This is a genomic window from Aeromonas sp. ASNIH1 (assembly GCF_002934285.1).
Taxonomy (GTDB): domain Bacteria; phylum Pseudomonadota; class Gammaproteobacteria; order Enterobacterales; family Aeromonadaceae; genus Aeromonas; species Aeromonas caviae.
Genome location: NZ_CP026228.1, coordinates 2,800,138 through 2,813,606, shown reverse-complemented (window position 1 = coordinate 2,813,606; position 13,469 = coordinate 2,800,138). Strand labels below are relative to the sequence as shown.

The following is a 13,469-nucleotide window of genomic DNA, read 5'->3' as shown; positions in this document are numbered from 1 at the left end:
ATGTCGGCGACCAAAATCCTCTGGGGCCAAATCCTCACTGTCTTCCTGATCGTGCTGATGACGACCTGGGCGGCGACGCAGTGGACGGCCTATCGGCTCGGCTTCCAGCCGCAGCTCGGACTTCCGTGGTTCGAACTGGCCGGCTGGCCGATCTACTATCCGCCCGCCTTCTTCTGGTGGTGGTACTTCTACGACGCCTATGCACCTCCGATTTTCATCGAGGGAGCCTATATCGCGGCGTCCGGTGGCTTCATTTCCATCGCCGTCGCGATCGGCATGTCGGTCTGGCGGGCGCGTGAAGCTAGGAATGCCGAGACGTTCGGCTCCGCCCGCTGGGCGGTCGCCGCGGAAGTCCGCGCCGCCGGCTTGCTGGGCGCGGACGGCGTCGTGCTCGGGAAGTTCGACCGCGACTATCTCCGCCATGACGGCCCCGAGCATGTGCTGTGCTTCGCGCCCACGCGATCCGGCAAGGGCGTCGGCCTGGTCGTGCCGTCGCTGCTGACCTGGCCGGGCTCCGCGATCGTCCATGACATCAAGGGGGAAAATTGGACGCTCACCGCCGGCTATCGCGCGCGTCATGGTCGCGTGCTGCTGTTCGATCCAACCAACACGAAATCTGCCGCCTACAATCCGCTTCTCGAGGTGCGCCGCGGCGAATGGGAGGTCCGCGACGTCCAGAACATCGCCGACATCCTCGTCGATCCGGAGGGCTCGCTGGAGAAACGGAACCACTGGGAGAAAACCAGCCACGCATTGCTGGTAGGCGCAATCCTGCATGTCCTCTACGCCGAGGCTGATAAGACGCTTGCCGGCGTCGCGGCGTTCCTCTCCGATCCGAAGCGGCCGATCGAGTCGACGCTCGCCGCCATGATGAAGACAGCCCATCTCGGCGAGGCCGGACCGCATCCGGTGATCGCCAGCGCCGCGCGCGAGCTGCTGAACAAATCCGACAACGAGCGATCAGGCGTGCTGTCGACAGCGATGTCGTTCCTCGGCCTCTATCGTGATCCCGTCGTCGCCGAGGTCACACGCCGCTGCGACTGGCGCATCGTGGATATCGTCGGCGGCAAGCATCCGACGACGCTCTACCTCGTGGTGCCGCCGTCGGACATCAACCGGACCAAGCCGCTGATCCGCCTGATCCTCAATCAGGTCGGCCGCCGGCTGACCGAGGACCTGCAGGCGAACGGAAACCGCCACCGGCTGCTCCTCATGCTCGACGAGTTTCCCGCCCTCGGTCGTCTCGACTTCTTCGAGAGCGCTCTCGCCTTCATGGCGGGCTACGGCCTCAAGGCCTTTCTCATCGCCCAGTCGTTGAACCAGATCGAGAAGGCCTACGGCCCGAACAACTCGATCCTCGATAACTGCCATGTCCGGGTTAGCTTCGCCACCAACGATGAGCGGACCGCCAAGCGGGTCTCGGACGCACTCGGCACCGCAACCGAGATGCGGGCGATGAAGAACTACGCCGGCCATCGCCTGTCGCCCTGGCTCGGCCACATGATGGTGTCGCGCTCGGAAACGGCGCGGCAACTGATGACGCCCGGCGAGATCATGCAGCTCCCGCCCGCCGACGAGATCGTCATGGTCGCCGGTACGCCACCGATCCGCGCGAAGAAAGCGCGGTACTATGAGGATCGCCGGTTTCAGGAGCGCATCGTAACGCCGCCGAACCTGGTGAAACGGACAACGGCACGGCCCGATGACTGGAGCGCGCTGCCGCTTCCAGCGGCGCCGACCGTGTCGATCGCGACCGACGGCGAGCGCGGATCGGAGGATGAGGATACGACCGACTCCGAGCGCCGGCATCAGCCGGAACTGAGCCGCGCAAAGCCCGTCGAGCCAATGCAGCCCATCGAAAACGAATTCGAGATCGATCCCCGCGACGATGCCGATGAGGACGCCGCTCGCCTCTCGCGCATGAATCAGACCATGCGCCAGGTCGCACGCCAAGCATCGCTCGATCCCGGCGACGGTATCGAGCTTTAGGAGGCACCATGGCAAAGCCTCCCAAAAAGCAGCGGCTATCGGTGTATCTCGAACCCGACGTCATGAAGGCGCTCGCCGCGCACGCCGCCCGGCGCGATCAATCCCTCTCGCTGATCGCGGAAGCTGGCATCGCCTCCTTCCTGTCGCCCGACGCTGCCGAACGGCAGGAGGCGGCTACGACGAAACGGCTCGACCAGCTCGACCGGCGAATGGCGCGTATGGAGCGTGACCTTGGAATCGCCGTCGAAACGCTGGCCGTCTTCATCCGATTCTGGCTGACGACGAACCCGCCGCTCCCCGAGCCCGCCCAGGCAGCGGCGCGCGCCAAAGCCGGCGAACGCTACGAAGCGTTCGTCACCGCGCTCGGCCGGCGACTCGCTCACGGGCCGAAGCTTAGGCAGGAAATTTCCGAGGACATCACGCCCGCGCACGACGCGGATTAATCACGGCCACGTCCACTTCAAGTATTCCGGCGTTCCGCCGTTTCCCTGTATTTGTACGCTACAGTACGACGACCACATTATGGTTGTTGTCAGGCCATGATTTCTGCCTCTTCTACTCATCCCCGATCCAGGGCCGCATGTCGCGGTCCCGCAAGAGAACGGGGACGACGTGGCGGCCACTCACCAGAAATCGGAGGCGATCCTTCGCGGCGCGCGCATGCTGCGCACGGCCCTCGGGCCGGCGATCGCCCGGTTTCTGGAAGACCCCGCGATCGTCGAGGTGATGCTCAACCCCGTTGGGCGGCTCTGGGTCGACCGGCTTTCCGAAGGACTTTCCGACACGGGTGAACTGTTGTCGCCGTCAGACGGCGAGCGGATCATCCGCCTCGTCGCCCATCATGTCGGGGCCGAGGTTCATCCCGGCGCCCCACGTGTCTCAGCCGAGTTGCCCGAAACGGGGGAGCGGTTCGAGGGGCTGTTGCCGCCCGTCGTGTCCGCCCCGGCCTTCGCGATCCGCAAGCCGGCCGTCGCCGTGTTCACGCTCGACGACTATGTCGCCGCCGGGATCATGGCGGCGCATCAGGCCGAGACGCTGCGCCAGGCCGTCGCCGATCGGCGCAACATCCTCGTCGCCGGCGGCACCTCGACCGGCAAGACGACCCTCACCAACGCTTTGCTGGCTGAGGTCTCGAAGACCTCCGACCGCGTCGTCCTGATCGAAGACACGCGCGAACTGCAATGCGCCGCGCCGAACCTCGTCGCCATGCGGACCAAAGACGGCGTCGCCTCGCTCTCCGATCTTGTCCGCTCCTCTCTTCGCCTGCGCCCTGATCGGATTCCGATCGGCGAGGTCCGGGGAGCCGAGGCCCTCGATCTGCTGAAGGCCTGGGGCACAGGACACCCCGGCGGTGTCGGAACCATCCACGCGGGTACGGGCATCGGCGCGCTGCGTCGGATGGAGCAGCTCATCCAGGAAGCCGTCGTCACCGTCCCGCGCGCCCTGATCGCCGAGACGATCGATCTCGTCGCCGTGCTTTCCGGCCGGGGCACGTCGCGCCGCCTCGCCGAACTCGCCCGCATCGAGGGCCTTGGCCCCGACGGCGACTACCGCGTCACGCCCGCAAGCCAGCCCCTCACAGGAGGTCCGTCATGATCCAGCATGCCCTGCGTTTCCGCCGCCATATCGCGACTGCGGTATCCGTCACCTTCGTCTCGCTGGCGCTCGCGCCTGCCGCTCACGCTTCCGGCTCCCAAATGCCCTGGGAGGCCCCGCTACAGTCCATCCTCGAATCCATCGAGGGCCCGGTCGCCAAAATTATCGCGGTGATGATCATCATCATCACCGGCCTGACGCTGGCCTTCGGCGACACGTCGGGCGGCGCGCGCAAGCTCATCCAAATCGTCTTCGGCCTGTCGATCGCCTTCGCTGCGTCCAGCTTCTTCCTGTCCTTCTTCTCGTTCGGCGGCGGGGCGCTCGTCTGATGGCCAACGGCGCAGATCATCATGGCGAGCTGGCGGGCTTCTCGGTCCCGGTCCATCGGTCGCTGACCGAGCACATCCTGCTCGGCGGCGCTCCGCGCTCGATCGCCATTCTCAACGGCACGCTGGCAGCCGCGCTCGGCCTTGGCCTCCGCCTCTGGCTGGTCGGCCTGGGCCTTTGGGCTCTCGGTCATTTCGCGGCCGTCTGGGCGGCCAAGCGCGATCCGCAGTTCGTCGATGTCGTGCGCAAACATCTGCGCATCCCCGGCCACCTGTCGGTTTGAGGAGCGACGCCGATGATGAACCTCGCCGAATATCGCAACCGCAATACCCGTCTCGCCGACTTCCTGCCCTGGGTCGCTCTGGTCGGCGAAGGCATCGTCCTGAACAAGGACGGCAGCTTGCAGCGAACTGCACGGTTTCGCGGACCCGACCTCGACAGTGCCGTTCCGGCCGAGCTGGTCGCGGTCGCCGGGCGCCTCAACAACGCCTTCCGTCGCCTGGGCTCCGGCTGGGCCATCTTCGTCGAGGCGCAGCGCCATGGTGCCGCGACCTATCCGGCCAGCGTGTTCGCCGACAGCGCGTCGGCCTTGGTCGACGCCGAACGGAAAGCCGACTTCGAGGAAGCCGGCGCGCACTTCGAATCGAGCTACTTCCTCACCTTCCTCTACCTTCCCCCGGCCGAAGACGCGGCGCGCGCAGAGACCTGGCTCTATGAGGGTCGCGATCACGCTGGCGTCGATGCGCACGAGATCCTGCGCGGCTTCGCAGACCGCACCGATCGCATCCTTCAGCTCATCGACGCCTTCATGCCGGAATGCGCCTGGCTCGATGACGGCGAGACGCTGACCTATCTGCATTCGACCGTCTCGACCAAGCGGCACCGCGTCCGCGTGCCCGAGACGCCGATATATCTCGATGCGCTGCTGGCCGATCAGCCCCTGACCGGTGGGCTCGAACCCCGGCTCGGCGACGCACATGTCCGCATCCTCACCATTGTCGGCTTCCCGACCGCGACCACGCCCGGCATCCTCGATGAGCTGAACCGGCTGGCCTTTCCCTATCGCTGGTCAACACGCGCCGTCCTGCTCGACAAGACCGACGCCACCAAGCTGCTGACGAAGATCAGGCGTCAGTGGTTCGCCAAGCGCAAGTCGATCGCCGCCATCCTCAAGGAGGTGATGACCAACGAGGCCTCTGCGCTGGTCGATACCGATGCGGCCAACAAGGCCGCCGACGCCGATATGGCGTTGCAGGAGCTGGGCGCCGACTACGCCGGCCAGGCCTATGTCACCGCGACGATCACCGTCTGGGACGATGATCCGCGCATTGCAGCCGAGAAGCTGCGGATGGTCGAGAAGGTCATCCAGGGCCGCGACTTCACCGCCATGCCCGAGACGATCAACGCCGTGGACGCCTGGCTCGGCTCGCTGCCCGGCCATGTCTACGCCAATGTCAGGCAACCTCCGATCTCCACATTGAATCTCGCCCACATGATCCCGCTGTCGGCGGTGTGGGCGGGACCGGAACGGGACGAGCACTTCGATGCACCCCCACTGCTTTACGGCAGAACCGAAGGCTCGACCCCGTTCCGGCTTTCCATCCATGTCGGCGATGTCGGCCATACGCTGATCGTCGGTCCGACCGGCGCCGGAAAATCCGTTTTGCTCGCGCTGATGGCGCTTCAGTTCCGGCGCTATCCACAATCCCAGGTCTTCGCCTTCGACTTCGGGGGATCGATCCGAGCAGCCGCGCTCGCCATGCGGGGCGACTGGCACGATCTCGGCGGCGGCCTGACCGAAGGCGCCGACGACAGCGTGTCGCTTCAGCCGCTGGCCCGGATCGACGATGTCGCCGAACGTGCCTGGGCCGCCGACTGGCTGGTCGCGATCCTGGGGCGAGAGAGCATGCCGGTCACGCCCGAGGTGAAGGAGCATCTCTGGTCGGCGCTCTCCTCGCTGGCGTCCGCGCCGATCAACGAGCGGACGCTCACCGGCCTGTCCGTCCTGCTGCAGTCCAACGACCTGAAGCAGGCGCTTCGGCCCTATTGCGTCGGCGGTCCCTATGGCCGGTTGCTCGACGCCGAGGCCGAGCATCTGGGCGAAGCGAATGTCCAGGTCTTCGAAACAGAAGGGTTGATCGGCACGGGCGCCGCCGCCGCCGTGCTCGCCTATCTCTTCCACCGCATCGAGGACCGCCTCGACGGTCGCCCCACGCTGCTGATCGTCGATGAAGGCTGGCTGGCGCTAGACGACGAGGGTTTCGCCGGTCAGCTCCGCGAGTGGCTGAAGACGCTGCGCAAGAAGAACGCCAGCGTCATCTTCGCGACGCAGTCGCTCTCCGACATCGACGGCTCAGCGATCGCGCCAGCCATCATCGAGAGCTGTCAGACTCGCATCCTGCTGCCGAACGAACGCGCGATCGAGCCGCAGATCACCGCCATCTATCGCCGCTTTGGGCTCAACGATCGCCAGATCGAGATCCTCGCGCGGGCGATGCCTAAGCGCGACTATTACTGCCAGTCGCGGCGCGGCAACCGGCTGTTCGAGCTGGGGCTGTCGGACGTGGCGCTCGCGCTCTGCGCCGCGTCGTCCAAGCAGCACCAGGCGCTGATCGCGGACGTTCACGCCCGCAGCGGCACGGATGGCTTCCTCGCTGAGTGGCTCGCCGAGAACCGGCTTGCCTGGGCCGCGGACCTCATCGCCGACCTCACCAATGTCATCCCCCAAACCGATCCGGAGACACGCCCATGACCCGTTCTACTCAATCCCGCTCGCTTGCACTGCGTATCACCGCAGCGCTGCTTGCCGCGCCGATCGCGCTTTCGCCGATCCTCAGCACTCCCGCCGCTGCGCAATGGATCGTCTACGATCCGACCAACTATGCGCAGAACGTCCTGACGGCGGCGCGCACCCTCCAGCAGGTCAATCAGCAGATCACCCAGCTTCAGAACGAAGCGACGATGCTGATCAACCAGGCCCGCAACCTCGCCAGCCTGCCATACTCCTCGCTCCAGCAGCTTCAGCAGTCGGTTCAGCGCACCCAGCAGCTCCTGCAACAGGCGCAGGGAATCGCCTACGACGTCCAGCGCATCGACCAGGCGTTCACGTCGACCTACGGCAACGCCTCCATGTCCGCCTCCGACCAGGCGCTCGTGGCGCAGGCGCGGGAGCGCTGGCAGAACACGGTCGGCGGCCTGCAGGACGCCATGCGCGTCCAGGCCGGCGTGGTCGGCAACATCGACACCAACCGCGCCGAGATGTCGTCACTGGTCGGCCAGAGCCAGGGCGCGACGGGAGCGCTGCAGGCGACGCAGGCCGGCAACCAGCTTCTCGCGCTGCAAGCGCAGCAGCTTGCCGATCTCACCGCCGTCGTTGCCGCCAACGGCCGGGCGCAAAGCCTGTCCGAGGCCGAGCGATCTGCCGCGGCCGAACAGGGTCGCGAACAGCGCCGACGGTTCCTGACGCCGGGCACCGGCTATCAGCCCGGCAACGCCCGCATGTTCCCGAACGGCAACTGAGGGCGCGGCCATGGACGGCAAGATGCTCGCACGGCTCGGCGCTGTGGTGTTCGTGGCCGTCGCGATCACTGCGACCGCGATCGAGATGAACCGGAAAGAGGAAGTGCGGGAGGCGTGGCCGTCCGACCGGACCACCCAAGCGCAGGGCGATCCGTTGCGCGACGAAATGATCCGCTGCCAGGTGCTCGGCGAAGCGGGGCCGCGCGATCCGGCGTGCCTGCGGGCCTGGGCCGAAAACCGCAACCGCTTCCTCGCGCCCGGCGCGCGACCTACCGAGCGCTTGCCGGACATCCCGCCAGCGCCGCGAAACACTCTCATACCCCAATCGGACCGCACCGATCAGCCGGCCTTCGAGCCCGCCGCACCGATCGCGCCGCCGCAGCTCGACGAGGCGAGATAAGATCATGGGCGGCACCGGCGTCATTGACCATTTTCTTGAGGTCTTCACCCGCTACATCGACAGCGGATTCGGGCTACTCAGCGGCGAAGTCGCCTTCATCGCCACCACCCTGATCGTCATCGACGTGACGCTGGCGGCGCTGTTCTGGAGCTGGGGCGCCGACGACGACATCATGGCCCGCCTGGTGAAGAAGACGCTGTTCGTCGGCGTGTTCGCCTACATCATCGGTAATTGGAACAACCTCGCCCGGATCATTTTCGAGAGCTTCGCCGGCCTCGGCCTGAAGGCTAGCGGCACCGGGTTCACCACGGCCGACCTCTTGCGCCCTGGCAAGGTCGCTCAGACCGGGCTCGACGCCGGACGGCCGCTGCTCGATTCCATCTCCAGCCTCATGGGCTACTGGTCGTTCTTCGAGAACTTCATCCAGATCGCCTGCATGTTCCTGGCCTGGGCGCTGGTGCTGCTCGCTTTTTTCATCCTCGCCATCCAGCTCTTCGTCACGCTCATCGAGTTCAAGCTGACGACGCTCGCCGGCTTCGTGCTGATCCCGTTCGGCCTGTTCGGCAAGTCGGCCTTCATGGCCGAACGCGTGCTCGGCAACGTCATCTCCTCCGGCATCAAGGTGCTGGTGCTGGCCGTCATCATCGGCATCGGCTCGACGCTCTTCTCAGAATTCACATCCGGTTTCGGCGGCCAGAACCCGACAATCGACGAAGCGATGGCGATCGTGCTCGCCGCGCTGTCGCTGCTCGGCCTCGGTATCTTCGGTCCCGGTATTGCAAGCGGCATCGTCTCCGGTGGTCCCCAGCTCAGCGCCGGAGCAGCAGTCGGCACTGGCCTGGCCGCAGGCGGCATGGTCGCGCTCGGCGCTGGCGCCGTCGGCGCCGCTGCGTCGGGTGGTGCTGCGCTGGCCGGTGGTGCCGCCGCCGCCGCTCGTGGCGGTGCTGCGATCGCCGGCGGCGCGTCCACCGCTTACAGCCTTGGCTCAGCCGGGCAGGCCGGCGCGGTCGGTGTCGCTTCCGGTCTCGGCGGGGTCGTGCGTGCCGGCGGCAGCGCCGCCGTCTCACCTCTGCGTCGCGCCGCATCGCGTGCCGCCGAAAGCATGCGCTCAAGCTTCAACGCTGGCGGCAAGGCCGCCTTTGAGGCGACAGGCGGCACTTCCACCATGGGCTCGATCGGCGGTGACGCGGCCGGTGATGGCGCCGCTGCCGCCGGTTCCGCGAACGCCGGCGGTCCGCCGGCCTGGGCGCAGCGGATGCGCCGATCCCAGCACGTGACCCATGCCGTCCAGGCCACGGCCCATGCCGTCCGCTCCGGCGACGCCCACGGCGGCGGCTCTTCCATCAATCTTTCCGAAGGCGATCGCTGATGTTCAAACGACCCTCTACCCATTATGGCAAGGCCCCCGAGCCGGCGACGCCCTATCAACGCGCCACCCAGGTCTGGGATGAGCGCATCGGCGCCTCGCGCGTGCAGGCCAAGAACTGGCGGCTCATGGCGTTCGGCTCGCTGATCCTATCGGCCGGGTTCGCCATCGCGCTCGTCGTGCAGTCAGCACGCGGGACGATCGTACCCTGGGTGGTCCAAGTCGATCGCATCGGTCAGGCGCAGGCCGTCGCGCCCGCCGAGGCCGACTATCGTCCGACCGATCCGCAGATTGCCTTCCACCTAGCGCGCTTCATCGAGCAGGTCCGGAGCATTCCGGCCGATGCGATCATCGTCCGGCAGAACTGGCTGCGCGCCTACGACTTCACGACTGACCGCGGCGCCATGGCGCTCAATGACTACGCCCGCTCCAACGACCCCTTTACACGGGTCGGCCGGCAGCAGGTCGCTGTCGACGTCTCCAGCGTCATCCGCGCGTCCCCGGACAGCTTCCGCGTCGCCTGGGTCGAGCGCCGATACGAAAATGGCCAGCTCGCCGAGACCACGCGCTGGACCGCGATCCTGACGATCGTCGTGCAGATCCCCCGAAACGCCGACCGGCTCAGGGCGAACCCGCTCGGCATCTACGTCAACGCCATCAACTGGTCACGGGAGCTTGGGCAATGAAGCCGTATTTCCGTAAAGCCGGAAACCCGGCTTCACACACACACGTACTCCCGGCTCTCCGTAGAGCCGCATTCCCGGTCGTTCTGCTAGCGGCGACCGCGCTCGCGGGCTGCGCGACCACCAATCCGCCGCCGGAGATTTCCTACGACAATGCGGCTCCGGCGGTGCAGACCGTCGATCCACCCGCGCCGGTCACCGTGGTCGAGCTGCCCCGGCCGCTGCCGCTGCCTGGCCAATTGCAGCGTGTGGAGGAGACGCGGCGTGCCCCGGAGCCTTCTAATCCGACCGCTCGCGTCAACCAGGCAAACGAGGCGGCACGAGTCCAGCCGGTGCGCGACGGCTTCATTAACTCGATGCAGGTCTACCCGTGGACTCAAGGGGCGCTTTATCAAGTCTATACCGCCGTCGGGCAGATCACCGACATCGCGCTCCAACCCGGGGAGCAGCTTGTCGGCGCAGGCCCGGTGGCCGCCGGCGACACAGTGCGCTGGATCATCGGCGACACCGAGAGCGGATCGGGGGCAACGCGCCAGATCCACATCCTAGTAAAGCCCACCCGCGCCGACCTGATGACAAACCTCGTCATCAACACCAACATGCGCACCTATCACATGGAGCTGCGCTCGACAGAGCGCACCTATATGGCGTCGGTCTCATGGCAGTATCCGCAAGACCAGCTCATTGCGCTGCGCCGTCAGAACGCCGAGGCGCAGGCGGCCCAGCCGGTGGCGAGCGGCGTCGATCTCGCGAACGTCAACTTCCGCTATGCGATCGAGGGCGACCGTGCGCCGTGGCGGCCGCTGCGCGCCTTCGACGACGGACGCCAGGTCTTTATCGAGTTTCCGCGCGGCATCGGTCAGGGCGAGATGCCGCCACTCTTCGTCGTCGGCCCCGAGGGCAACACCTCTGAGCTCGTGAACTATCGCGTTCGCGGCCACCACATGATCGTTGATCGTCTGTTCGCGGCTGCCGAACTTCGCTTCGGCTCCGGCCGCGAGCAGAAGCGCGTCAGGATCGTCCGCACAGACGGGAGGCCGACCTCGTGAGCGAGAACCCGCCCCGGATTGAGGAAGTGCCGGACGACGATGCGCAGCCCCTGACCGGCGAGCCGGTCGGGCCTGCGCCGATGCGGCTGCGGGCCGAACCGCCCCGCGTCACCCGGTTGTCGCGGAAGGTTCTCGCCGGCCTCGGTCTTGTCGCCAGCGTCGGGCTCGGAGGTGCGCTGATCTACGCGCTTCAGACCCGCGACGCCGGTCGGCCGAACGACGAACTCTATTCGACCGAGAACCGCTCGACCGCTGACGGACTGGCCGGCCTGCCGCGAGATTACAGTGGCGTGCCACAGCTCGGTCCCCCTCTTCCCGGTGACCTCGGCCGGCCGATCCTTAGTACCCAGGATCGCGGACAGCCGGTGCCCACACCCGGGACGGCCACGCCCAATCCCGGCATCAGCCCGGAAGAGCAGCGCCGCCTTCAGGAAATCGAGACCGCGCGCACCAGCCGTCTCTTCTCCGGATCGGAAAGCCGGGGCACACCCGCTGCTGCGGGAGCTGCCCCAGCGCTCGCGCCGGTGCCGGATTTGGCGAGCATTGGCCTCGCTCCGCCGCCCGCCACGCCCTCGGCGCAGGACCGGCAGAACGCGTTTCTGAACGCCGCGGCCGATCGCAGGACGGTTGCGCCCGATCGCGTCGCTGCGCCAGTATCGCCGAACGTCCTTCAGGCGGGAGCAGTGATATCCGCGGCGCTGATCACCGGCATCCGATCCGATCTACCCGGCCAGATCACCGCGCAGGTCACCGAAAACATCTACGACAGCCCAACCGGCCGTATCTTGCTTGTGCCGCAAGGCACTCGTGTGGTCGGGCAGTACGACAACAACGTGCAGTTCGGCCAGAGCCGAGTCCTGCTCGTCTGGACTCGGCTCGTCTTCCCGAACGGGCGCTCGATCGTTCTCGAGCGCCAGCCTGGTGCTGACGCTGAAGGGTTCGCCGGGCTGCAGGATGGCGTCGATTACCATTGGTGGGATCTGGCCAAGGCTGCGGGATTGTCGACACTGCTGAGCGTCGGCGCCGAACTCGCGGTCGACAACGACGATCAGCTCGTTCAGGCGATCCGGAACGGTGGGCAGGACACCATCAACGACGCAGGGCAGCAGATTGTGAGGCGTCAGCTCAACGTCGCGCCCACGATCACTATTCGGCCCGGATTTCCCGTGCGCGTTATCGTGACGCGAGACTTGGTACTGGAGCCATATGGAGGTTGATGATGTCGAAGCTTAAGCTAGGCCCCATCGCGGACGACAAGCCGCTTAAGGTACAGGTCGAGCTACCTGCAGCTCTCCACCAGGACCTTGTTGACTACGCCCACCTATTGGGCCGAGAGCAAGGTCAGTCCGCTGTTGACCCAGCTCGGTTAATCGTCCCGATGTTACAACGGTTCATCGCGACAGACCGTGGCTTCGCCAAAGCCAGGCGAACGTTGACGCCGGGGAGCGCCGATTAATCCGTGGTCCCCGCTCTAGAGGGGGTGTCGAAACACTTCAGCAGCAGCGGCAGAGTCGGGTTGTCGTTGTCACTGGAAGAAATTATAGCGGCCGTCGGCGCCCGCGCCGATGGGAGCGGGATCAACGCGATATCCGGCCGGTAGATCACGCTGGTGATGGTCAAGCCGAAGCCCTGTTCGACCATCGTCAGCAGGGTTTCTCGGCTGACTTGTTGGATCGAGAGTTGAACCGCTCCGTCTCCGGCGCCCACCATGCGCCGGAGTATGCCAGCGAGCTCACGCCCAGCGCCATCCGAGCGAACGAGGAAGACTTCGTCACAAATGTCCTCCCACGACAGCTGTGGCCGTGCTGCCAACTCGTGAAGCGGGGACAATGCCACGAACAGATCTGGTTCGCAGAGACGTCGAACTTGGAACTGAGGGCTCTTGCTCGCACTCAGGCTGATTGCTGCGTCCAGTAATCCGCGCTTCACCCCCAAAGTGTTTTCTTCTGAAGTGCCTTCCTCAAGCTTTACCTCGATCGTCGGATGTCTATTTCTGAATGCCGAGAGAATGTTGATGATCGGGCACGCCGGGAACGCTTCAAGCATTCCAAACCTCACGAGCCCGGTCTTGAGTTTCCGCGCGGAGCGGATCTCCGTTGCGGCGTTACGAAGGTAGCGCGCTCCCACCACCGCTTGTTGAAGGAAGCGCTCACCTTCTGGAGTCAGCCCTGCCCCCGCTCGCGTACGCTTGAAGAGAGAAAAGCCAAGTTGGCGCTCAAACAGCTGCACACGTCGGCTGACGGTGGATTGCGATATCGATAGGCGCTCCGCCGCTCGGCGGAAGCTGCCGGCCTCGGCGACCTGAACGGCGTACTTCAGGTATCGGAGATCAAGAGTCAGGTCGGGCATGAGACCCGTCCGATCATACCGGCGGTCTCATCGGCGAACCGCCTGCGCCCGGTGAGCGGCACCCATGCACGTCCACTTTCATCGAGCCCACCCCCGCTAGCGCCTGGGGAACGAGCACGTCCGTTGATCTCAGATGTGGAATCCGAGCTGAGCCCCTCAATGAGCATGACCATGTCCGAATCTGTCATAGA

At 66.0% G+C, this 13,469-nt stretch carries 14 protein-coding genes; 13 read left to right on the top strand and 1 reads right to left on the bottom strand.

Annotated elements, in window-relative coordinates; genetic code table 11:
* From C2U37_RS13795 to C2U37_RS13735, 13 genes are all read left to right on the top strand, one after another.
* Complete coding sequence (locus tag C2U37_RS13795; RefSeq protein ID WP_103243961.1) at window positions 1-1,989, top strand: conjugal transfer protein TraG; 1,989 nt, start codon at window positions 1-3, stop codon at window positions 1,987-1,989.
* 8 nt (window positions 1,990-1,997) lie between these two features.
* Entirely contained in the window at window positions 1,998-2,432 is a 435-nt protein-coding gene (locus C2U37_RS13790; RefSeq protein ID WP_044416634.1) for a hypothetical protein, read from the top strand.
* Between the two features lie 169 nt (window positions 2,433-2,601).
* Window positions 2,602-3,585, top strand: a complete 984-nt coding sequence (gene trbB, locus C2U37_RS13785) for a P-type conjugative transfer ATPase TrbB (protein ID WP_103243962.1) — start codon at window positions 2,602-2,604, stop codon at window positions 3,583-3,585.
* Complete coding sequence (locus tag C2U37_RS13780) at window positions 3,582-3,914, top strand: TrbC/VirB2 family protein (protein ID WP_103243963.1); 333 nt, start codon at window positions 3,582-3,584, stop codon at window positions 3,912-3,914. The genes trbB and C2U37_RS13780 overlap by 4 nt, the downstream gene beginning before the upstream one ends.
* Window positions 3,914-4,195, top strand: a complete 282-nt coding sequence (locus C2U37_RS13775; RefSeq protein WP_103243964.1) for a VirB3 family type IV secretion system protein — start codon at window positions 3,914-3,916, stop codon at window positions 4,193-4,195. The genes C2U37_RS13780 and C2U37_RS13775 overlap by 1 nt, the downstream gene beginning before the upstream one ends.
* Window positions 4,196-4,207: 12 nt before the next feature.
* Window positions 4,208-6,664 carry a conjugal transfer protein TrbE gene (gene trbE, locus C2U37_RS13770; protein ID WP_103243965.1) on the top strand — a complete coding sequence of 819 codons (2,457 nt, stop codon included), beginning with the start codon at window positions 4,208-4,210 and terminating at the stop codon, window positions 6,662-6,664.
* Window positions 6,661-7,431, top strand: a complete 771-nt coding sequence (trbJ, locus tag C2U37_RS13765) for a P-type conjugative transfer protein TrbJ (protein WP_066115942.1) — start codon at window positions 6,661-6,663, stop codon at window positions 7,429-7,431. The genes trbE and trbJ overlap by 4 nt, the downstream gene beginning before the upstream one ends.
* 10 nt (window positions 7,432-7,441) lie before the next feature.
* Window positions 7,442-7,831, top strand: coding sequence for a putative entry exclusion protein TrbK-alt (gene trbK-alt / locus C2U37_RS13760; RefSeq protein ID WP_103243966.1), 390 nt, complete (start codon window positions 7,442-7,444; stop codon window positions 7,829-7,831).
* A 4-nt stretch (window positions 7,832-7,835) separates the two neighbouring features.
* Window positions 7,836-9,200 carry a P-type conjugative transfer protein TrbL gene (trbL, locus tag C2U37_RS13755; protein ID WP_103243967.1) on the top strand — a complete coding sequence of 455 codons (1,365 nt, stop codon included), beginning with the start codon at window positions 7,836-7,838 and terminating at the stop codon, window positions 9,198-9,200.
* Window positions 9,200-9,883, top strand: coding sequence for a conjugal transfer protein TrbF (trbF, locus tag C2U37_RS13750; RefSeq protein WP_103243968.1), 684 nt, complete (start codon window positions 9,200-9,202; stop codon window positions 9,881-9,883). Before trbL ends, trbF begins: the two co-directional genes overlap by 1 nt.
* Window positions 9,880-10,929 (top strand): P-type conjugative transfer protein TrbG, encoded by a 1,050-nt coding sequence (gene trbG, locus C2U37_RS13745; RefSeq protein ID WP_011191356.1) that lies wholly within the window; start codon window positions 9,880-9,882, stop codon window positions 10,927-10,929. The genes trbF and trbG overlap by 4 nt, the downstream gene beginning before the upstream one ends.
* Window positions 10,926-12,146, top strand: a complete 1,221-nt coding sequence (locus tag C2U37_RS13740) for a TrbI/VirB10 family protein (protein WP_103243969.1) — start codon at window positions 10,926-10,928, stop codon at window positions 12,144-12,146. Before trbG ends, C2U37_RS13740 begins: the two co-directional genes overlap by 4 nt.
* Window positions 12,146-12,385, top strand: a complete 240-nt coding sequence (locus tag C2U37_RS13735; protein WP_018429611.1) for a DUF2274 domain-containing protein — start codon at window positions 12,146-12,148, stop codon at window positions 12,383-12,385. Before C2U37_RS13740 ends, C2U37_RS13735 begins: the two co-directional genes overlap by 1 nt.
* Here C2U37_RS13735 and C2U37_RS13730 read toward each other — a convergent pair.
* Entirely contained in the window at window positions 12,382-13,278 is an 897-nt protein-coding gene (locus C2U37_RS13730) for a LysR family transcriptional regulator (RefSeq protein WP_103243970.1), read from the bottom strand. The two genes, C2U37_RS13735 and C2U37_RS13730, sit on opposite strands and share 4 nt — an antisense overlap.
* Window positions 13,279-13,469 lie beyond the last annotated feature (191 nt).

Bases quoted from the DNA above. Each gene is read 5' to 3' on its own strand.
- C2U37_RS13795 (WP_103243961.1), top strand. From the start codon at position 1: ATGTCGGCGACCAAAATCCTCTGGGGCCAAATCCTCACTGTCTTCCTG.
- C2U37_RS13790 (WP_044416634.1), top strand. From the start codon at position 1,998: ATGGCAAAGCCTCCCAAAAAGCAGCGGCTATCGGTGTATCTCGAACCC.
- trbF (WP_103243968.1), top strand. From the start codon at position 9,200: ATGTTCAAACGACCCTCTACCCATTATGGCAAGGCCCCCGAGCCGGCG.
- trbJ (WP_066115942.1), top strand. From the start codon at position 6,661: ATGACCCGTTCTACTCAATCCCGCTCGCTTGCACTGCGTATCACCGCA.
- C2U37_RS13775 (WP_103243964.1), top strand. From the start codon at position 3,914: ATGGCCAACGGCGCAGATCATCATGGCGAGCTGGCGGGCTTCTCGGTC.
- C2U37_RS13730 (WP_103243970.1), bottom strand. From the start codon at position 13,278: ATGCCCGACCTGACTCTTGATCTCCGATACCTGAAGTACGCCGTTCAG.
- C2U37_RS13735 (WP_018429611.1), top strand. From the start codon at position 12,146: ATGATGTCGAAGCTTAAGCTAGGCCCCATCGCGGACGACAAGCCGCTT.
- trbG (WP_011191356.1), top strand. From the start codon at position 9,880: ATGAAGCCGTATTTCCGTAAAGCCGGAAACCCGGCTTCACACACACAC.
- trbL (WP_103243967.1), top strand. From the start codon at position 7,836: ATGGGCGGCACCGGCGTCATTGACCATTTTCTTGAGGTCTTCACCCGC.
- C2U37_RS13780 (WP_103243963.1), top strand. From the start codon at position 3,582: ATGATCCAGCATGCCCTGCGTTTCCGCCGCCATATCGCGACTGCGGTA.
- trbE (WP_103243965.1), top strand. From the start codon at position 4,208: ATGATGAACCTCGCCGAATATCGCAACCGCAATACCCGTCTCGCCGAC.
- trbK-alt (WP_103243966.1), top strand. From the start codon at position 7,442: ATGGACGGCAAGATGCTCGCACGGCTCGGCGCTGTGGTGTTCGTGGCC.